The 19,491-nt window shown below is 68.5% G+C and carries 20 protein-coding genes; 10 read left to right on the forward strand and 10 right to left on the reverse strand.

Annotated features, from left to right (window positions below; all coding sequences use genetic code 11):
* The first annotated feature begins 3 nt into the window (after window positions 1–3).
* Window positions 4–930, forward strand: coding sequence for a carbohydrate ABC transporter permease (locus tag FDA38_RS19490; protein ID WP_233714793.1), 927 nt, complete (start codon window positions 4–6; stop codon window positions 928–930).
* Window positions 927–1,778 carry a carbohydrate ABC transporter permease gene (locus FDA38_RS19495; RefSeq protein WP_137255427.1) on the forward strand — a complete coding sequence of 284 codons (852 nt, stop codon included), beginning with the start codon at window positions 927–929 and terminating at the stop codon, window positions 1,776–1,778. The genes FDA38_RS19490 and FDA38_RS19495 overlap by 4 nt, the downstream gene beginning before the upstream one ends.
* On the opposite strand, the gene FDA38_RS19500 is transcribed toward FDA38_RS19495, so the two are convergent.
* Window positions 1,768–2,397, reverse strand: a complete 630-nt coding sequence (locus tag FDA38_RS19500; RefSeq protein WP_137255428.1) for a class I SAM-dependent methyltransferase — start codon at window positions 2,395–2,397, stop codon at window positions 1,768–1,770. The two genes, FDA38_RS19495 and FDA38_RS19500, sit on opposite strands and share 11 nt — an antisense overlap.
* Entirely contained in the window at window positions 2,394–3,527 is a 1,134-nt protein-coding gene (locus tag FDA38_RS19505) for an aminotransferase class V-fold PLP-dependent enzyme (protein ID WP_233714794.1), read from the reverse strand. The genes FDA38_RS19500 and FDA38_RS19505 overlap by 4 nt, the downstream gene beginning before the upstream one ends.
* A 26-nt stretch (window positions 3,528–3,553) precedes the next feature.
* Between FDA38_RS19505 and FDA38_RS19510 the strand changes: the two genes are divergently transcribed.
* Both FDA38_RS19510 and FDA38_RS19515 read left to right on the forward strand, forming a co-directional pair.
* Entirely contained in the window at window positions 3,554–4,306 is a 753-nt protein-coding gene (locus tag FDA38_RS19510) for a glycerophosphodiester phosphodiesterase (RefSeq protein WP_202877732.1), read from the forward strand.
* Window positions 4,307–4,360: 54 nt separating this feature from the next.
* On the forward strand, window positions 4,361–5,734 hold the full coding sequence (locus FDA38_RS19515) for an MFS transporter (RefSeq protein ID WP_137255430.1): 1,374 nt from the start codon (window positions 4,361–4,363) through the stop codon (window positions 5,732–5,734).
* Here the strand turns inward: FDA38_RS19515 and FDA38_RS19520 are convergent.
* The gene (locus FDA38_RS19520; RefSeq protein ID WP_137255431.1) at window positions 5,731–6,303 is read right to left on the reverse strand and encodes a TetR/AcrR family transcriptional regulator; all 573 of its coding nucleotides are present in this window, start codon (window positions 6,301–6,303) and stop codon (window positions 5,731–5,733) included. The genes FDA38_RS19515 and FDA38_RS19520 overlap by 4 nt on opposite strands.
* Before the next feature lie 47 nt (window positions 6,304–6,350).
* Here FDA38_RS19520 and FDA38_RS19525 point away from each other — a divergent pair, with 47 nt between their 5' ends.
* Window positions 6,351–7,235 carry a class I SAM-dependent methyltransferase gene (locus tag FDA38_RS19525; protein ID WP_202877733.1) on the forward strand — a complete coding sequence of 295 codons (885 nt, stop codon included), beginning with the start codon at window positions 6,351–6,353 and terminating at the stop codon, window positions 7,233–7,235.
* A 48-nt stretch (window positions 7,236–7,283) separates the two neighbouring features.
* Here the strand turns inward: FDA38_RS19525 and FDA38_RS19530 are convergent, their stop codons facing one another.
* Genes FDA38_RS19530 through FDA38_RS19545 form a run of 4 tightly spaced genes read right to left on the reverse strand, consistent with a single transcriptional unit; the run spans window position 7,284 to window position 11,168 of the window.
* Entirely contained in the window at window positions 7,284–7,844 is a 561-nt protein-coding gene (locus tag FDA38_RS19530) for a hypothetical protein (protein WP_137255432.1), read from the reverse strand.
* A 12-nt stretch (window positions 7,845–7,856) separates the two neighbouring features.
* Window positions 7,857–9,089 carry an ABC transporter permease gene (locus FDA38_RS19535; protein ID WP_137255433.1) on the reverse strand — a complete coding sequence of 411 codons (1,233 nt, stop codon included), beginning with the start codon at window positions 9,087–9,089 and terminating at the stop codon, window positions 7,857–7,859.
* On the reverse strand, window positions 9,089–9,781 hold the full coding sequence (locus FDA38_RS19540; RefSeq protein ID WP_137255434.1) for an ABC transporter ATP-binding protein: 693 nt from the start codon (window positions 9,779–9,781) through the stop codon (window positions 9,089–9,091). Before FDA38_RS19540 ends, FDA38_RS19535 begins: the two co-directional genes overlap by 1 nt.
* Complete coding sequence (locus FDA38_RS19545; protein WP_137255435.1) at window positions 9,771–11,168, reverse strand: efflux RND transporter periplasmic adaptor subunit; 1,398 nt, start codon at window positions 11,166–11,168, stop codon at window positions 9,771–9,773. Before FDA38_RS19545 ends, FDA38_RS19540 begins: the two co-directional genes overlap by 11 nt.
* Window positions 11,169–11,424: 256 nt before the next feature.
* Between FDA38_RS19545 and FDA38_RS19550 the strand changes: the two genes are divergently transcribed.
* From FDA38_RS19550 to FDA38_RS19560, 3 genes are all read left to right on the forward strand, one after another.
* On the forward strand, window positions 11,425–11,796 hold the full coding sequence (locus FDA38_RS19550) for an RNA polymerase-binding protein RbpA (protein ID WP_130448290.1): 372 nt from the start codon (window positions 11,425–11,427) through the stop codon (window positions 11,794–11,796).
* A gap of 91 nt (window positions 11,797–11,887) precedes the next feature.
* Complete coding sequence (locus FDA38_RS19555; RefSeq protein WP_137255436.1) at window positions 11,888–12,454, forward strand: TetR/AcrR family transcriptional regulator; 567 nt, start codon at window positions 11,888–11,890, stop codon at window positions 12,452–12,454.
* A 1-nt stretch (window position 12,455) separates the two neighbouring features.
* Window positions 12,456–13,604: a GDSL-type esterase/lipase family protein gene (locus tag FDA38_RS19560; protein WP_137255437.1), complete on the forward strand. Its 1,149-nt coding sequence runs from the start codon at window positions 12,456–12,458 to the stop codon at window positions 13,602–13,604.
* Here FDA38_RS19560 and FDA38_RS19565 read toward each other — a convergent pair.
* Both FDA38_RS19565 and FDA38_RS19570 read right to left on the reverse strand, forming a co-directional pair.
* Window positions 13,594–14,409 (reverse strand): class I SAM-dependent methyltransferase, encoded by an 816-nt coding sequence (locus tag FDA38_RS19565; RefSeq protein WP_137255438.1) that lies wholly within the window; start codon window positions 14,407–14,409, stop codon window positions 13,594–13,596. The two genes, FDA38_RS19560 and FDA38_RS19565, sit on opposite strands and share 11 nt — an antisense overlap.
* On the reverse strand, window positions 14,406–15,419 hold the full coding sequence (locus FDA38_RS19570; protein ID WP_137255439.1) for an alpha/beta fold hydrolase: 1,014 nt from the start codon (window positions 15,417–15,419) through the stop codon (window positions 14,406–14,408). Before FDA38_RS19570 ends, FDA38_RS19565 begins: the two co-directional genes overlap by 4 nt.
* Window positions 15,420–15,498: 79 nt before the next feature.
* Here FDA38_RS19570 and FDA38_RS19575 point away from each other — a divergent pair, with 79 nt between their 5' ends.
* The gene (locus FDA38_RS19575) at window positions 15,499–16,143 is read left to right on the forward strand and encodes a TetR/AcrR family transcriptional regulator (RefSeq protein ID WP_137255440.1); all 645 of its coding nucleotides are present in this window, start codon (window positions 15,499–15,501) and stop codon (window positions 16,141–16,143) included.
* Here the strand turns inward: FDA38_RS19575 and FDA38_RS19580 are convergent.
* Window positions 16,133–18,253 (reverse strand): FUSC family protein, encoded by a 2,121-nt coding sequence (locus FDA38_RS19580; RefSeq protein ID WP_202877734.1) that lies wholly within the window; start codon window positions 18,251–18,253, stop codon window positions 16,133–16,135. The genes FDA38_RS19575 and FDA38_RS19580 overlap by 11 nt on opposite strands.
* A 243-nt stretch (window positions 18,254–18,496) precedes the next feature.
* Between FDA38_RS19580 and FDA38_RS19585 the strand changes: the two genes are divergently transcribed.
* Window positions 18,497–19,063, forward strand: a complete 567-nt coding sequence (locus FDA38_RS19585) for a Uma2 family endonuclease (protein ID WP_137255442.1) — start codon at window positions 18,497–18,499, stop codon at window positions 19,061–19,063.
* Window positions 19,064–19,491: the final 428 nt, after the last annotated feature.

Here is a 19,491-nt window from a genome sequence, read left to right on the forward strand (position 1 = left end):
TCCGTGGCGATCACCTCGGTGAAACCACGTGAGCGTAGTAAGACGCGACCGGCCGCTTCGGCGGCCGGGAGCAAGGTCTACCGTCCGTACTCGAACTGGTTCTACCTGCCGACCGCCATCATCTACGGCGTGCTGTTCCTGGTCCCGACGTTCGCCTCGCTCTACTTCAGCCTGACCCGGTGGAGTCTGTTCGAGTCGAAGTTCATCGGGCTGGACAACTTCAAGCTGTTCTTCCAGGAGCCGGCGCTGGTCAAGGGCTTCACCAACACGCTGATCTACGCCGTCGTCACGTCAGGGTCGAAGGTGGTCCTCGGACTGCTGCTCGCGGTCCTGCTGACGTCGCAGATCGTTGCCCGCGGCTACCTTCGGTCGGTGGTGTTCTTCCCGGTGCTGGTCTCCACGATCGGCGTCGGGCTGACCTTCACCGTGCTGATGAACCCGGAGAAGGGCCTGATCAACGAGTCGCTCGGGCTGCTCGGGATCAACGGTCCCGGCTGGCTGACCGATCCGAAATGGGCGCTGCTCTCGGTGGCCGCGGTCGACGTGTGGAAGGGCGTCGGGCTCGCGACGCTGATCTACATCGCGGGGATCGTCTCGATCCCCCGTGAGTACATCGAGGCCGCCCGGGTCGACGGCGCCGGGTCGTGGCAGCAGTTCCGGCGGATCGTGCTGCCGCTGTCCCGGCCGGCCACCGTCACCGTCATCATCTTGTCGCTGATCGGCGGACTGCGGTCCTTCGACCTGATCTGGGCGATGACGCGCGGCGGGCCCGGGTTCACCTCGGACGTGATCGCGTCGGTGATCTACAAGCAGTACCAGGCCGGGTTCTACGGCCTGTCGACCGCGGGCAACGTCGTACTGTTCATCACCGTCACCGCGATCATCCTGCCGTTGTCCTGGTTCCTGAACCGCAAGGAGGTGGACCTGTGAGTACGGCGGAACTCGTCAACCACCGCCCCGGCCGGAAGTGGGTCCTGAGCGCGGTCGCGATCTTCGTGTCGATCGTGGTGTTCGTGATCCCGTTCGCGTTCATCCTGCTGACCGCGGTGAAGGACCGGACCCAGTCGGCCGACCTGAGCTTCTCCTGGCCGCACCAGTTCCGCTTCGTACAGAACTTCATCGAAGTGGTCGAGGCCCGCGACTACATGCTGGTGATCGCGTTCATCAACAGCACGATCCTGACCGTGGCCAGCGTCACCGGGATGGTGGTGCTCGCGGCCATGGCCGGGTTCGTGCTGCAGCGCCGGAAGAGCCGCTGGAACGGGTTCATCAACTTCCTGGTGCTGGCCGGGCTGATCATCCCGCCGGCCGTCGTACCGACGATCTGGGTGCTGCAGAAGCTCGGCATGTTCAAGACGATGCCCGGGCTGATACTGATCGAGATCGCCTACGGGTTGTCGTTCTGCATCCTGTTGTTCCGCGCGTTCGTGGCGACGATCCCGCGGGAGCTGGACGAGGCCGCGATCATCGACGGCGCGGGGCCGTTGCGGTTGTTCTTCCAGGTCGTGTTCCCGTTGCTCAGATCCGTGATCGTGACGGTCGTGGTGGTGCAGTCGGTCAACGTGTTCAACGACTTCGTGAACCCGTTGTACTTCCTGCCCGGTGACCAGAACGCGACCGTGCAGCTGACCTTGTACAACTTCTCCAGTCAGTTCACGACGCAGTACAACCTGCTGTTCATGGACATCCTGCTGATCACGATCCCGCCGCTGATCATGTTCCTGTTCTTCAACCGCCAGATCGTCGCCGGCCTGACGTCCGGAGCGATCAAGGGGTAGCGGGCTTGCGGACGAGGTGCGCCGCCTGCGCCTTGTCCTTCTCGCCGGGTATCGCCGCGCGCGTCAGGGTCGCCACCTCGGCGAACCCGGCGCCGGCGAGCAGCCCGGCGACGTCCGCGGGGTCGTAGCTGTAGACCTCGAGGTCGAGGTCGTGGCCGTAGGCGTTGCTCAGGTGCCGGCTGCCGCCGCCGACCTTGAAGCCGTGCACGAGGTAGCCGCCGGGCCGGAGCACGCGGTACAGCTCGGCGAACACCGCCGGCAGGTCCTCGCGCGGGGTGTGGACGAGCGAGTACCACGCGAGCGCTCCGGCGAGCTCGCCGTCCTTCAGGTCCAGGTCGAACAGCGACCCGACCTCGAACCGCAGCTCGGGATACTCCCGGCGCGCCACCTCGATCATCCCCGGCGTCAGGTCGATCCCGAACACGTCCAGGCCACGACCGGCCAGGTACGACGTGATCCGCCCGGTCCCGCAGCCGAGGTCGCCGACAGGCCCGTCCGTGACCAGCGCGGCGAAGTAGTCCAACGCGCCGATCTCGAACGGATCCCGGCGGTGATAGTCCTTCAGGATCGCGTGGTAGTCGGCGGCGGCAATGTTGTAAGACCCTTTGATGTCGTTCACCCGAGGACTGTACGAAGCCCCTCCGACAGTTTCTGGTACTCCGCCAGCGAGTTGTACGCATGCGCCGACAACCGGATGAACTTGCGCTCCTCGAACCCGGTGAACGTGATCTCGGCCTTCAGCTCGCGCGAGATCCGCATCTTCAGCGCGTCGCCGCCGGACAGGTCGACAGAGGACGGCAGCTCGACCAGCCGCATCGTCGTCGGCGGGTGGACGACCTCGGCGACGCCGGTGCCCAGTGACTTGGCCAGGATCCGGGCGCCCTCCTCGACGAGCGCGGTCAGCTGCGGGCGCCGGGTCGGCCAGTCCAGCTCGGCCAGGACCTTCAGCGACTCGGGCGCGGCGATCCACGGGACGTAGTCGTACGTGCCCTGCATGTCGAAGCGCTCCGGCATCCGCTCGTCGTACTCCGACCAGGAGACGATCAGCGGCATCGTTGCCGTGCGCCACTGTTCCGCGACCACCAGCCCGGCGGTCGCCCGCGGCGCGGCCGGCCACTTGTGGAAGTTCCCGGTCCAGAAGTCGGCGCCTGCGGGGGCCGGGGCGTCGATCAGCGCCGGGGCATGCGCGCCGTCGATCACGATCGGTACGCCGTGCGCGTGCGCGGCCTCGACCAGGGCCTCCACCGGCAGCACCTTCGCCGTACCGGAGGTGATCTGGTCGACGATCAGCACGGAGGCGTTGTCGAGCCGCTCCGAGATCAGCGAGACCACGGTCTCGTCGTCGGCCTCGAGCGGGATGTGCACGATCGCGATCTCGGCCTGGTGTGCCCTGGCGAACCGCTCGGCGGCGTACCGGACCGCGCCGTACGTGTGGTCGGTCAGCACGATCCGGCTGCCCGCCGGGATCGGCAGCGTGGCCAGCGCGACGGTGACGCCGGCGCTCGCGTTCGGGACCAGGGCGAACCCGGCCGGGTCGGTCTCCAGGAACGACGCCAGCGCGAGGCGGCTGGTGGTCAGCCGGTCGGCGACGGTCCGGAACCAGACCATCGGGTTGGCGTCCATCTCGGTGCGGAGCCCGGCCATCACCTCCTGGGTGCGGCGCGGCACGGCGCCGTACGAGCCGTGGTTGAGGTGGAGGACGCCTGGGTCGAGGGTCCACAGGTCGGGGCGGGGGCTGAGTACCGTCACCACCCAAACGGTACATACTTCCTGTCGTGTACCCCTACCTCGACCACGACGGGCCGATCGCGATGGCTCATCGAGGCGGCGCGAAACACCCCGACAACATCGGCTACGAGAACTCGCTGCACGCGTTCCAGCACGCGGTCGACCTCGGCTACACCTACCTCGAGACCGACCTGCACGCGACCAGTGACGGCGTCGTGATCGCGTTCCACGACGACAAGCTCGACCGGGTCACCGACCGGACCGGCGTGATCGCCGAGCTGCCGTGGTCCGAGGTCAGCAAGGCCAGGATCAACGGTCACGAGCCGATCCCCCGGCTCGACGAGCTGCTCGAGCACTTCCCGGACATCCGGTTCAACCTCGACATCAAGGCCGAGGGCGGCCTGGAGCCGGCGGCCTCCGTGCTCAAGGGGGCGAACGCGATCGACCGGATCTGCGTGTCGTCGTTCTCCCAGTCGCGGGTACGCCGGATCCGCAAACTGCTCGGTCCGCGGCTGTGCACCGGGTACGGCGAGTTCGAGACCGTGCTGATCCGGTTCCTTCCCGTCGCGCTGCCGTCGGCCGGGGCGTGTCTGCAGATCCCGCAGGCGTACGGGCCGCTGAAGGTGCTGACGCCGGGGCTGATCAAACGAGCGCATGCCAGGGGCAAGCAAGTGCACGTCTGGACGATCGACGATCCGGCGCAGATGCGGGAGCTGCTCGACGCCGGGGTCGACGGCATCATCACCGACCGCACCGACCTGCTGCGCGACGTACTGATCGAGCGGGGGCAGTGGAGTTGAAGTGTTATCCGGAGGTACGCCGCAACGTCCCCGGAACCTGACACACTTCCGCGCATGGGACTTCTCTCCGCCCCGGCCGGTGTGGACAAGCGTGAGTACTGGGGGTTCAGCCTCTACGACTGGGCGAACTCCGGCTATGTCACCACGGTCGGCACCGTCCTGTTCGCGCCGTACCTGACATCGGTCGCGGAGCAGGCCGCCTGCGGGTACTCCGGGACGACGGACCACCCGTGCCGCACCAACCTCGACGTACTCGGGCTGGGCATCTCCCCCGGGTCGCTGGCGTTCTACGTCGTGACCGTGGCGACGCTGGTGTCGGCGCTGTTCCTGCCGGTGGTCGGCGCGATCGCGGACCGGATGGCGCGGAAGAAGCTCCTGATGTGCGCGTTCGCCTGGGCGGGTGCGCTGGCGGCCTGCGCCATGGTGTTCGTCGGCGGCGGCCGCTGGGCGCTCGGTGCGCTGCTGCTGTTCATCGGCAACCTGTGCCTGGGCTCGTCGCTCGTGGTCTACGACTCGATCCTGATCGACATCGCGCCACCGGATCAGCGCGACGCGGTGTCGTCGCGTGCCTGGGCGTTCGGGTACGCCGGTGGCTTCATCCTGCTGCTGATCAACCTCGCCGTCGTCACCGCGCACGACGCGCTGGGGATGAGTCAGGGCACGGCAGTTCGACTCAGTCTGTTGAGCGCCGGGCTGTGGTGGGGGATCTTCACGTTCTTCCCGTTCCTCCGGCTGCGGGACCGGCCGCCGACGAGCGTCGTACCGGTCCGGAGCGGCAACCTGGTGCGGCAGAGCTTCGGTCAGCTGGGTGCGACGCTCAGGCACCTGCGCAGCTACCCGATGACGATGCTGTTCCTGATCGCGTACCTGTTCTTCAACGACGGGATCCAGACGGTCATCTCGGTGTCGTCGACGTACGGCGAGAAGCAGCTCGGGTTCGAGACGCAGGTGTTGATCGCGACGATCCTGATGGTGCAGTTCGTGGCGTTCTTCGGCGCGATCGTGTTCGGCCGGGTGGCCGCGCGGTACGGCGCTCATCGCACGATCACCGGCGGGCTGGTGATCTGGATGCTGATCGTGATCGCCGGGTTCCTGCTGCCGGCGCACCAGATCGTGCCGTTCCTGGCGATGGGCGCGGCGATCGGGATCGTGCTCGGCGGTACGCAGGCGCTGTCGCGGTCCGCGTTCAGCCAGCTGATCCCGAAGGGGCGCGAGGCGGAGTACTTCTCGCTGTATCAGGCGGGCGAACGCGGTACGTCGTGGCTGGGCACGCTGGTGTTCGGGCTGGTGCACCAGATCACCGGGTCGTATCGGCCGGCGATCGTGGCGCTCGGGCTGTTCTTCGTCGTCGGGCTCGTGCTGCTGGTCCGCGTCGACATGCGCCGCGGCATCGAGGAAGCCGGCAACGCGCAGCCGAGCATCGTCTAGACGACGGAGGCGACGAAGGCGCGTACTTCGTCGGTGGTGGGGCGGACGCCGGTGCGGTCGGCGAACAGCAGGTGGGTGGAGCCGATCAAGGTCAGCCCGAGCGTGTTCAGGTCTGCATCCGCCGGGATGCGTCCGTAGGTCTGTTCCGCCTTCAGGTAGTCCATGACCACCCGGCCGGCTTCGCTCAGGATGGGCACACCGGTCGGCACGGCCTCCCGCAGTCGCGCGCGAAGACCGTCCCGCGAGATCGTCAGGCTGACGATCGCAACCGCCACCGAACCGAACAGGTCGGTGAGCATGGTCGTCAGGTTGTCGACAACGGACCCCTGCCCAGCGGCCTTCAACAAGACCTCCGCCTGGTCGTCGAGCCGCCGGATCCGGTCCATCACCAGCTCGGCCAGAAACCCGTCGAAGTCCGTGAAGTGCTTGTGCAGCAGACCCTTCGCACACCCGGCCTCGGTCGTCACCGCCCGACTGGTCAACGCCTCAGGCCCGTCCCGCAACAACACCCGCTCCGCCGCATCAAACAGCTGCTCCCGAGCATCCCGCATCGCCACCCCGGTCGGCACAAACCCTCCCTTGACAAAAATGGGCACCCGCCCACTACCGTGGGCACATGCCCACTCTACCGCCAGGACCCCCCAACCCACGCGACCCCGCGCAGAGGCTGGCCCGTGGGACCACTCCCGCGCAGACCGCTCCCGGCGGGAGCGGTGCCGGCGAGCCGCATCGGCGGCGGGACATGGCCGAGTCGTTCGGTGCGGACGCCGAGCTGTACGACCGGGCGCGCCCCCGCTACCCCACCGACCTGATCGAGGCGATCGCCGCCTCGGCGCCCGGGGTGGCGGTGCTTGATGTTGGGTGTGGGACTGGGATTGTGGCGCGGCAGTTTCAGGCTGTTGGGGGTCGGGTGCTGGGTGTGGAGGTGGACGAGCGGATGGCGGCGTTCGCTCGTGCGACCGGGGTTGAGGTTGAGGTTTCGGCGTTCGAGTCGTGGGAGCCGGCTGGGCGCACCTTTGACGTGCTTGTTGCCGGGATGACCTGGCACTGGATCGACCCGAGCGTCGGCGCGGCGAAGGCTGCCGAGGTGCTCGGGCCGGGCGGGCGGTTTGCTGTGTTTTGGTATGTGTTGCAGCCGCCGCCCGAGCTGGGTGCGGCCTTCGCGGCGGTTCATCGGGAGGTGCTTCCGGACAGCCCGGTCAACTCCCAGGTCGCCGCCTCACCGCTGGGCGCCTACGAGCACTTCCTCGACCGAGCCGCCGACAGCCTCACCGCGACCGGGGCGTTCACCGACCTCGAGCGCCCGACGTACCCGTGGACCTGCCACTACACCCGCGACGAATGGCTCGACCAGCTCCGCACCAGCGGCCTGGCCAAACCCCTCGCCGACGCCGGCAAACTCGACAAGATGCTCAAGCTGACCGGAGCCGCCATCGACGCGGCCGGCGGCAGCTTCACGCTCGACTCGACAGCCGTCGCCCTCACCGCCACCCGCACCTGACAAACGGACGTGCGCCCGGCCGGGGTGCTGGCCGGGCGCACGGTCTGATCAGCGCGACGAAGGCGTCGCGCTCGGGTTCCGGAACCCACCACCCCCGAGCCCACCCTGACGAACGGTCTGCGCGGTCACAGTCCCGTTCGCACTCTGACCGGTGACCACCACCTGCTCACCCGACTTCAGATCGGCAGCTGTGCCCTTAGCGGTGATCTCGTACGTCGTATCGCCGGTCAGCTTCACCGTCACGTTGCCGGACTGCGTCTTCACGACCAGCTCAGAGCTGTTCGCCGAAACGACCGTGCCGATCGTCCCACCCCCACCCGGGAACTGCCGCTGCCCCTGTCCGTTCTGCCCCGCCCCTCCCCCGCCATTCTGCCCCCGGAACCCGCCGTATCCACCGGCCCGCCCGGCCTGCGGCTGGTTCGACGTACTGTCCGAAGCGAACGCCGCATGCAGCCCGGCCCCACCGGCAAGCCCGACGGCGAGTACGACGACCCCGGCCAGGATCGCCGTCGCGAGCGGCAGGTTGAGAGTCTTCTTCGGCTTGAGCGCCGCGTCGACCTCGTCGTCGGACCCGATCTGCGCGAACTCGTCGGGCGTCTGGTTGCTCATCTGAAGTGCCTCTCACTCATGTCGTAGTGCATCGATGGGACGGAGTCCGGCGGCTCGGTGCGCCGGCATGCTGCCGAAGAACAGGCCGACCGCCGCGGACACGCCGAGCGCGAGTCCGATCGACGACGGCACCAGCGCCGGCGTCACGCCGGCCAACTGGAAGCGGGTGACGATCAACGCGACCCCGACACCGACCGCGCCGCCGATCAGGCTGAGCAGCGTCGCCTCGATCAGGAACTGCCCGAGGATCGTCCGCCGCCGCGCCCCGAGCGCCTTGCGGATGCCGATCTCGCGGGTCCGCTCGGTGACCGTGACCAGCATGATGTTGGTGACGCCGATCCCGCCCACGACCAGGCTGATCGCGGCGACCGTCGCCAGCAGCGCGGTGAAGGTCGCGGCCGTGTCCTGACTCGTCTGCAGGATCTGCGCCGAGTTCGTGATCCGGAACGGCGACGTCTGATCCGCCGGCACCTGGTGACGAGCGGTCAGCAACTGCGTGACCTCGGCCTGCGCGGTGTCGACCCGGTCGGTGGCCTTGGCCTGAACGACGATCTGGCTGAGTGCGCCGTACCCGGCCTGTGTCGCGCGGAGCGTGCTGATCGGCACGATCGCGGTCGCGTTCGGGTCGTTGAACCCGGTGCTGTCCTTACTGGCCAGCACCCCGCGGACGACGAAGTCCACCGCACCCAGCTTGATCGTCTGGCCGACCGCGCTCGCGGGCCGGGTGAACAACTCGGTCGCGGTCGTCTGCCCGAGCAGGATGACCCGCTGCGAGGTGTCGACGTCCCCCTGGGTGAACGACGCCCCGGTCCCGACCGGCGTGTTCGTGGCCGGCATGTACTGCGGCGTCGTACCGATCACCTGGTTCACGGTGTAGCTGGTGTCGCCGTTGGTTGCCGTCGCACCGCTGCTCGTCATCACCGGTGCGACAGAGGAGACGTCGGGCGCGAGTCGCGCGTCGGCCAGCGCGGCCGCGTCGTCGAGGGTCAGGCTGTACTGCTGGGACGCCGGTCCGGCCTGGCCGCGCTGGAAGCCGCCACCGCCGCCGGTCGTGGAGACCGTCAGCAGGTTCGTACCCATCGCCTCCAGCCGGGCCTGCACGGCCTTGCCGGAGCCGTTGCCGACAGCAACCAGGACGATGACCGCACCGACCCCGATCGACACGCCGAGGACGGTGAGCAGGGATCTGAGCTTGTTCGCCGTCAGGCCGCGGAGCGCGGCCCCCATCAGGTCGCGAGGTGACATCAGCGCGTCACCTCGTCGGAGACGATTCGGCCGTCGGCGACCTGTACAAGCCGCCGGGCGCGAGCGGCGACGTCGTGCTCGTGGGTGATCACGATGATCGTTCGCCCGTCGTCGTGCAGGCCGTCGAACATGCCCAGCACCTCTTCGGTCGAGTGCGCGTCAAGGTTGCCGGTCGGTTCATCGGCGAGCAGGATCCGCGGGCCGGTCGCGAGCGCACGGGCGATTGCGACCCGCTGCTGCTGACCGCCGGACAGTTGGTTCGGCCGGTGGCCGGTGCGGTCTGCGAGACCGACAAGCTCCAGCGCACGGTTCGCCCGCCGGCGGCGCTCGGCCCGGCGCAGGTGCGCGTAGGTCAGCGGCAGTTCGACGTTCGCGAGCGCGGTGGTCCGCGGGATCAGGTTGAACGACTGGAAGATGAACCCGATCTTGCGGCCGCGAACGAGCGCCTGCTGGTCCTCGCTGAGCCGGGCCACGTTGCTGCCGTCCAACCAGTACTCGCCGCGCGACGGTACGTCGAGACAGCCGAGGATGTTCATCAGCGTGGACTTGCCGGATCCGGACGAGCCCATCACCGCGACGTACTCCCCGGCGTCGACCCGCAACGACACACCCTGCAGAGCGTGTACCGCGGTCTCGCCGTGGCCGTACGTCTTGGTGACGTCCCGGATGTCGATCAGGGCGTCAGCGGCCACGGAAGCCACCGCCACCAGCGCCGCCGGCACCCGCACCAGCGCCGCCGCCGCCGAAGCCGGCCGGGAACTGACCGGTGCCACCCTGCCCCTGCCGACCTGTGCCGTTCTGGGTGCCGGTGCTGCCGATCGCGCCCTGCAGCAGCTCGATCTGGTCGCCCTCGTTCAGGCCGGACGTGATCTGCGTGAAGCTGCCGCCGCGTACGCCGACCTTCACCTCCCGCGTCCCGCTCCCGTCAGCCATCGTCACGGTGTACGTCGTACCGCTCGTCGCGATCGCCGTACTCGGGACGTAGAGGGCGTTGGCGGCCTTCGCGGTCTGGACCGTGACGTTCGCGGTCTGACCCATCCGGGCATTCGTGGGGAGCTTGGCGAGGCTGAACGTCGCCGAGTACGAGACGACGCCGTTGGTCGTGGTCGGGGTCGGGGAGACGGACGCGAGCGAGGCGGTGAGCGTCGTACCGGGCTCAGCGTTCAGGGTCACGGTCGCGGACTGGCCGGCCTTGATCTTGATCGCATCCGCCTCGGCGAACGCGGCCACGACCTGCAGCGACTTGAGGTCCGCCATGTCGACGAAGCCGGTGCCGGAGGTGGACGACGTACTCGAGCTGGAGGTTGAACCTTGACCTGAGGTTGAGCCTTGTCCGCCGGTGCTGCCGGAGCCGCTGCCTGAACCCGAGCTCGATCCCCCGGCCACCGAGCCGATGGCGCCGTTGATGGCGGTGATGGTGCCGGCGATCGGCGCCTTCAGCGTGGTCGCGTCGACCGTGGCCTGGGCCGCCTCGACGTTCTGGTCGGCCTGTTCCTTGTCCGCCTTGGCCTTCGCCAGGCTGGCCTCGGCGTTGCTGACGGCAACTTGCGGACTCTGACCCTGACTCTGACTCTGACCTTGAGACTGGGACTGCTGCTCCTGCTGTTGACCGTTCGTGCCGGTCGGGGTCGGCGACGGGGAGGCGGATGCCTCCTCGGCAGCTTCGAGGGCGTCCTGGGCGTCGCTCAGCGTCTCGTCGGCCGCGCTCACCGAGTTCTCGGCGGCGATCTGGTTCTGCTGGGCGATCACGAGTTGACGGTTGGCGTCGGACGGGTCGATCTTCGCGATCGCCGCACCCTTGGCCACCACCTGGCCGACCTTCACCAGGATCTGGGTCACCGTGCCGGAGGTCTCGAACTGCGGAGACGCCGTCTGCGAGCTCTGCAGGGTGCCACTGGAGCTGACGCTCGCGGTCACGTCACCGCGCTGGACCGCCACCGTCGGCCGGGTCGCACTGGCGGCCGGCGGATCCTTCTTGAAGAACAGGAAGTAGGCCGTGAGGGCGATGACGAGCACGATGGCGACCAGCGCCACGTTCACGAAACTGAGGCCACGGATCTTGTGGCGGGGTAGCACCATGGAAGCAGACGGTAGGGAGAGATGCTGAGGAGGAGATCCTCGATTCCTGGCAACAGCCTGTGAACCAGATATCGATTCGGTGCGTCGTACGTCGGGCGGTTCGCGACACACCGTGATCTGTGAACACCCGACGACACCCGGTCACGACAGCGTTAACCGGGGCCGTCAGGTGCGTACATATGGCTCGGACATGCCAAAATGGGAATGATCCGGGCCGGCCGACCGTTGGCACGGATGACGATCTCGGAGGTTTGACATGTCTAATCGCGTACTGCGTGGTTCGGGGCTGGGTGGGGTCAGCTTCGAGGATGACCGTGGTGTTGAGTTCGCTCCCCGCCAGATGATCACGTACGACTGCCCCCGCGGCCACGTGGTCGAGGTCACCATGGCGCACGACGCCGAGGTGCCCGCGGTCTGGGAGTGCCCCCACTGCGGCAGCGAGGCCGCCCGGTCCACCGGTGAGAAGCCGGAGCCGAAGCAGGAGAAGCCGGCCCGTACGCACTGGGACATGCTGCGCGAGCGCCGGAGCATCTCGGAACTCGAGGAGCTGCTGGCCGAGCGGGTCGAGTTGCTCCGCAAGGGCGAGATCGGCCCGGCGCACCTGCACCGGACCAAGCGCACGGCCTGACCCCATGTGAGAACCCTCACCGCAACGGCGCGGTGGGGGTTTCTTTCTGCCTCGATTTGCCTAAAGCCTTTAGGTAATTTCATAATGAGTTATGGCAAGAGCGGGGTTGACCGGCGAGCGGCTGGCACGGGCGGGCGCCGAGCTGGCCGACGAGGTCGGCTTCGAGCAGGTCACCGTGTCCGCGCTCGCGCGGCAGTTCGGCGTACAGGTCGCCAGCCTGTACTCGCACGTCCGCAGCTCGGCCGACCTCAAGACGCGGATCGCGACGCTGGCCCTCGCGGAGCTCGCGGACAAAGCCGCCGACGCAGTGGCTGGGCGCGCTGGATGCGACGCCCTGCTCGCCTTGGCTGACGTCTACCGCTCCTACGCCCGCCAGCACCCTGGCCGCTACACCGCCACCCGATTCCTGCCTGGGACCGCCACTCCTGAGCTTGTCGAAGCCGGCCGAAGGCACTCGGAGCTCGTACGAGCGGTCCTCCGCGGATACGAGTTGGATGAGCCCGCCCAGACGGACGCCGTACGCCTGATCGGCAGCACGATCCACGGCTACATCGCGCTCGAGTCCGCCGGTTCTTTCGCCTTCAGCGAGCCCAGCTCCGACGACAGTTGGCCGCGCATCATCAACGCCCTCGACACCCTCCTCCGCAGTTGGAGCTGACATGATCACCACCCCCATCACCATCGACCTGCTCCGCGGCGCGCTCGAGGCCGAGCCCACCGAGCGTGGCGTCGTGCCACATCGCCTGCCCGCCTGGGCGCGAGCGCAGTACGACGACGCCCAGACGTCGATGGTCGAGTCCCAACCGTCCGGGGTCCGCCTCGTCTTCTCGACCCGTGCGACAGTCATCGAGCTCGACACGCTCCCGACCAAGCGCGACTACACCGGCGCTCCCCCGCGCCCGGACGGCGTGTACGACGTGCTCGTCGACGGCCAGCTGTTCACCCAGCTGACCGCGCCGGCCGGCAACGTCATCACCATCGACCTGATGACCGGTGCCGGCGAGACCCGTCAAGGCGAGCCGCAGACCCTGCAGATCACCGGGCTGCCGGCCGCGACCAAGACTGTCGAGATCTGGCTGCCGCACGACGAGACGACCGAACTCGTTGCCCTGCGCACCGATGCCCCGGTCGAACCGGTGCCGACCTCGCGCCGCGTCTGGATCCACCACGGCAGCTCGATCAGCCACGGCTCGAACGCGACCCATCCCACCGGCACCTGGCCGGCGCTCGCCGCGGCCCAGGCCGGGGTCGAGCTGGTCAACCTGGGCTTCGGCGGCAGCGCGTACCTCCAGCCGTTCTTCGCCCGCACGATCCGCGACACGCCCGCCGACCTGATCAGCGTCAAGCTCGGCATCAACGTCGTGAACTCGGACGGTCTGCGGCTGCGCTCGTTCACACCCGCCGTCCACGGCTTCCTGGACACGATCCGCGACGGCCACCCGGACACACCGCTCCTGGTCGTCTCCCCCATCCTCTGCCCGATCCACGAGGACACGCCCGGGCCCACCGGGTGGGATCTGTCCGCCCTGGCCGCCGGCGAACTCCGCTTCGTTGCCACCGGCAACCCCGAGGAGATCCCCGCCGGCAAACTCACGCTGTCGGTGATCCGCGCCGAACTCGCCCGCATCGTCGCCCAGCGCGCCGCGTCCGACCCCAACCTGCACTACCTCGACGGTCGCGAGTTGTACGGCGAGGCCGACAACGCGACCCATCCGCTCGCCGACGATCTGCACCCCGGGCCGGAGAGCCACGAGGTGATGGCCGCGCGATTCACCGAGGAGGTCTTCAAGGGCGTCTTCAGCGGCTAACGACCTGAGCGATGGCCTGGATTGCGCGGACGCGGCCGTCGGTGAGTGCCTCCGTCAGGTGCTTCACCCGCTCGCGGAACGTCGGGACGAAGGCGTGGAGTCCGAGCGGGTTCGGTGGTTGAGACTGGATCGTCCGCATCATGGCACCGACCTGGTCGGTCAGATCCGCCCAGTGCGTGACGGTGAAGCCGGCAGCCTCGATCTCGGTCCGGATGACACTCGGCGGGGCGAGGTAGCTGTCCTCGGGTCCGTCCGCCCAAGGCAGCGGGTAGTCGAGCTCGCCGCCATCACCAGCCATGATGTCCCAGAGCGCGAGCCGCCCACCGTCCCGCAGTACCCGCCTCGCCTCTTGGTAGAGCCGGTCCTTCCGCGCCACATTCATCTGCACGTGCTGGCTGAACACGACGTCGACCGACGCATCATCCAGCGGCAGCGAGGTCACGTCTCCCTGCCGTACGACGATCTTGTCGTCCAGCCCGACGAGCCCGTTGAGCCACCGCGCGGTCTCGCAGTACTCATCGGACAGATCCACGGCCGTCACCGCACACCCGAACCGATCCGCCAGGTATCGCGCCGTACCGCCGATCCCCGAACCGTCGTCGAGCACCTCGACCTCCGGCGTCAACTCGAGCAGATCGACAAGCTGCACCGTCGCCAGCCGCCCGCCGGTGTGATAGTCCTCGACCAGCGCCAGATCCGCCGGCTTCAACCCGTCCAAATCCTTGCCCGCAGCAACAAGAGCCGCAGTGATCCCGTCGCGCACCCTCCCGGTCACATACTGCGCGGGAACGCTTGACTCGCTCATACCAATGCCTCCTTGACACCGTGGCGGGTGGCGACACGGGTGATTGCGTTCGCCAACAGAGCCGGTTGTTCGGTCGTGGTCAGGTGGCCGCCTGGGAAAGTGATGATGTCGGCCTCGGGGACGCGTTCTCGGGTTGCGTCTACCTGGCGGTGCTCGTAGGGGTCCTCGGTGCTGCCGCCGACGGTGAGGGCGACGGAGCCGTTCAGTTCGCGGGCGATGGCAGCCAGATCCCAGCGGCCCGCGTTGCGGCGGTGTTCCTTCACGAAGCCGGCGCCCTCGTGGAGGAACTTGGCGCCGTCTCGCCGCGCCAGCGCAGACCACGTCTCGGCGATCTCGGCGTCGCTCGGTTCGTTGCCGCGCGAGTACATCTGCGCTTGCTTGAACCCCTGCGCGAACACGACCGGCGACTTCTGCGCCCCCTTCGCCACCAGGACTCCGAGCGGCGATCCCAGCAGCGGCGTTCCTCGCCACGGATGCGAATGCGAGTCCGCGAACAAGCCGCCGTTCACCATCAACGCCGCAGTGATCACAGGCCCACCTGGCCGTTCCAACTGCCGGCGCAACAACTCGAGCAACGCCAGCGAGGTGTAGTCGAACGTGACCACGACGGTACGACGTACGTCGTGGTGCCGCCACCACGCACCGATCAGATCGGCACGCTCCACCGTCGAGTACGCATACCCGTTCGGCTTGTCCGAGTCGCCTTGGCCGACCGGCTCGACGTACAACCGCGGCCCGAGACCGGCGGGCAGCAGCCGATCGACCTGCGCCCAGCCGTACGAGCCCTCCGGGAATCCCGGCAGCATCGTCAACCACACCGCGTCCGGACTTGCCACACCGGTCGTACGGCCGAAGACCTTGATCAGCCCGGCCCTCGCCTCCCCTTGCTCATCAGACAAAAGCCGAGCCGACGCCGGGTCGTACCAGCGACGCTTGCCACCCCCGAACCACTCCTCCGCCGTCACCAATGCCCTGTCCTGTCGTGGTTTCGCGACTGTCTTCCCGTCCATCGGACGCCTCCCTGATTTAGTGGACACTGTCCACATTAGCTGTCTTGGTGGACAGTGTCCACATTGCTATCCTGAGCCGGTGACCACAGCCGATCCAGCACCGGAAGCTCCGCCCCGACGACGCCGTCCCCGCGGCGACGTCCGCGCCGGCCTGGTCGCGGCCGGGGTCGAGCTGGCCCGCGCCGGCGGCCCCGATGCCGTCGTACTCCGAGAGGCGACGCGCGCGGTCGGCGTCGTACCGAACGCCGCGTACCGGCATTTCGCCGACCGCGACGAGCTACTCGCCGAGGTCTGTTCGGCCGCCATGCTCGAGCTGGCCGACCGGATGACCGCCGAGATCGCCAAGGTCCGTGGCAAGCGCGGCAACCCGACGGCGGCGCAGCGGCGCCTGGGCGCGATCGGCACCGCCTACATGCGCTTCGCCCACGAGGAGCCCGGCCTGTTCGCGGCGGCGTACGCCCTTCCGCAGCAGCACGCGTACGGCGCCGCTGACGGGCCGGACCGTACTCCGCTGGGCCTCCTCCGCGCCGCCCTGGACGAGCTGGTTGAAGCCGGCGTTCTGACTCCGGAACGACGCGAGGGCATCGAGTACCCGATCTGGTCGACGGTCCACGGCACGGCGACCCTCACGACTCACGGACCTCTCCGCGACCTGACCGAGTCGCAGCTCCGTCAGGTCGAGGCCCGGACCCTGGCCTTCATCAGCAACAGCCTCACGCAGTAGCAGTAACCGTCTCGTCGGCCGCGGTCGTGAGCCCCGGCTGTAGTCGCCGTACGACCTCCAGGTGGTCGGCCGTCCAGAGCATGCGGATCGCGGTCGGCGTCGCGCGACCGTCGGCGTCGTACAGGTCGCGGCGAACCGCCTCGACCAGGCGGTGCTTGGTCTCGTGGTCATACGCCAGCGGCTCGGGGATCCGGTCTTGTACTTCGAGGGCAGCGGCCAGGGTCGTGTACCACTCGAGCAGGCGGTCCGCCAACGCGAACAGGGCCGATTGCGCGGCGGCCCGGTCGTCGGTCGGCGGCTGGCCGTCGGCGTACCGGTCCCACAGCTCGAGTACGGCGTCCCCGGCCAGGCGGACCGCTACGACGCCGGACACGAGCGCTGTCATCTCGCTGAGCGGGATCGGCTTCGGGCCGCGCTCGGCGAGGTACGTGCGGAACGCGTCGTCGAGCCGGCGGGCTGCGGCGGCGGCGCGACGGCTGTCCTGTGGCGTGGTGGGACGGGATCCCGGGACGCAGCAGGAGACGGCGTACCCGACGGCGCCGACGAGGTAGTTCGCGCTGTCGACGTACGCCTCGGCGAGCGCCTTGCCGACTGCCGCGGACGCGCCTCGTGGCCAGAACAACAGTCCGACGAGGACGCTGACGGCACAGCCGAGCGCGATGTCCTCGATGCGGAACAGGATCAGCGACCAACCTTCCGGCGCGGCGATGTTGAACAGGATCACCAGCGTCACGGTGAACGCCGCCTGCCCGGCTGCGAACGAGACCGCGGCCGGGACGATGCCGGCGAACAGCACCGCGATCGGCAGCAGGATCCACAACGCGATCCTGTTCTCGCCGATCAGGGCGAGAAGGCCGGCGCCGAGGACCGAGCCGACGACTGTGCCGCCGATCGCGCGGTAGGCGTTCTGGCCGGTGTTCAGGGCGTTAGAACGGAGTACGGACAAGGCGCCGAGGATGACCCAGAAGCCGTGCGCGACGCCGGTGAAGTTGGCGACGCCGACCGCGATCGCGAGGCCGACGGCGCCGCGGATGCTGTTGTGGAGCCAGACCGAATGCGGCTCGAGGTGTGCGGCGGCGCGCTCGGCGGCGCTCGCGACGGGGGCGGTGAGTGACTTCGGCTCGCGGCCGAGCAGGCGATCGGTCCAGCCGCGCTGGTCGGCGACGCGGGCGGTCTCGACGTTCTGGCCGATCAGCAGTACGCCGAACGCCAGCTCCTGCGCCCGGAACGACACGTTGAGCGCAGTGAAGAAGCTCGCCATCGGCGTACTCGCAGTCGCTGGCAGTCGAGCGACGGCACCCTTCTCGAGCGCGGTGACGGCCTCCCTGAGCTCCGCTGCCGCGGCGGACAGTTTGTCCGGGGCGAGGGTCGGGTCCTCCAGCAGCTCGGCGCTGAGCTCGAGTACGGTCGCGGCGGCGAAGTGGACTGCTGACGAGTCGGGGTCGTCGGCAGCTCCTCGGGCGGCGACCGGGCCGGATTCGTTGAGGATCGTGGTCAGCCAGGTGAGTTCATCGACGAGACGGACGAGTGCTCTGGAGCCGGTGGAGAGACCGGTTGGGCGGTACGGCGTCGCGGTGAAGGTACGGCGGAGTTCCTGGATGAGGGTTGCCGTCTGCTCGGTCCGCATCGTGCAGACCTCGACGGTGTCGCTGGCTTCCGCACGAAGCTGCATCGCGGCCGCTCGGCATACGCGCGCTGTCGGTGCGCCGAGGGGGTCGACCGCGGCTCGCGGCCAGAGGAGCGAGACGGCGAGGACGCTCGCCAAGCCTGCGATCGCGACGCCGGCGAGTCGGTCCGGCAGCATCGACACCGGCGTTGGTGTGGCCACCGACAGGATGAAGGCCAGCAGCAACGAAGTACTCGCCCCCGCCAGCACTGAGCTGACGACACCGAGGAACAGTACGGCGAAACCGACAACGACCGTGCCGACGATCGCGGACCAAACCGACTGCCCCGCCAGCGTGCCGAGCGAGACAAGCACAAGCCACGCGATCGCAAGCTGAACCTGTGCGCGCAAACGCTGAATGGTGCTCCCGGTGAAGTCGACGAGCAACAACATCGCAAACGCCCCGAACGCCGCAAACGTCGCGACCACCGGCGCCCGAAGCACCTCCGCACAAAACGCAAACAACGTAGGCATAACCAACGCCGTCCGCCCCGCCCGCCGAGTAGCAGCCAGCCCGCCATCCCTCCGGCGCAACCACCCCACCACTCGCCCACCGACCCTCGTCACCCCGACAGTGTGCTCCAGGCGAGCGCCCGGGGTCACGCTGGGATCCACATCTGCGATGACGGCTCCGGCTACGCTCACAGCCATGGCGCTGTGCCGTCGTAGCTTCGAGGGAGGCATGCCGTGACCGCTGACATGGTCGTCCCGGCGTGGATGCACGCACAGATCTCGGCCGAGCAGTACGAGTCGTGGTCAGCCGAGCAGTGTGCTCGTATCGAGATCGTGGACGGCATGGTCGTCGTGACCCCGACGGCCTCCAAGCGTCACAATCGACTCGCGCGCATTCTCGCGAACGCGCTGGACCTCGCAGCGGGTCCTGAGTGGAATGCCGACACGGATTTCGATGTCCGGCTGCAAGACGTGCCACTGACGAATCGCCGGCCCGACGTCGTGGTCTACCGAGCAGACACGATCGACCTCTCCCCCACGCGCCCCGAGCATGTGCTTCTCATCGTCGAGGTCGTGTCTCCCGGTTCGGAGACGACCGACCGAGTAGTGAAGGTGGACCAGTACGCGAAGTCCGGGATCGCGTTCTACTGGCGGGTCGAACAGGCGGCCACCGGGATCCCGCTCGTGTACACCTACGTCCTGGACCCGGCGACCCGTGCCTACCGCTACACAGAGGTCTTCACCGGGCAGGTCAGGGCCACCGCGCCGTTCCCGGTCACGGTGGATCTCGGCGCGCTCTGACCGCCTGCCCCTCGCACCCTCCGCACGCGTGCGACAGCCGCAACAGCCGGAAGGGGATGCCCGGTGCTCGGCCTGGGGTGGGTGGGAGCGCGCGGAGCAGGCGCGCTGAGGAGCGGAGCGACGAAGAGAGCGGCTGCGTGGCCCGCGGGGGTGCTTTCACCCGCGAGCAGCGCGAGCGCACCCCGGGCGGCAGCCCGCAACTCCCGGCGATAGCCGGCACGTCCGGCGACAGCCGGAAACCCCCGGCGAAAGCCGGCACGGTCCGGCGATAGCCGGAAGGGGATGCACGGCGATGAGCCGTGGTGGGCTGTGTCAAGGATTGTGGACGGTTGGTTGGGGTTGTTGGTTAGGCGGCGGTGGGGGTTTGGTGGTTGGTGAGGGCTTCGTGTGGGGTGCGGTAGCCGAGGGTGGAGTGGAGTCGTTGGCGG

Origin of the sequence: Kribbella jiaozuonensis (genome assembly GCF_005233875.1) — a bacterium.
Classification (GTDB): domain Bacteria; phylum Actinomycetota; class Actinomycetes; order Propionibacteriales; family Kribbellaceae; genus Kribbella; species Kribbella jiaozuonensis.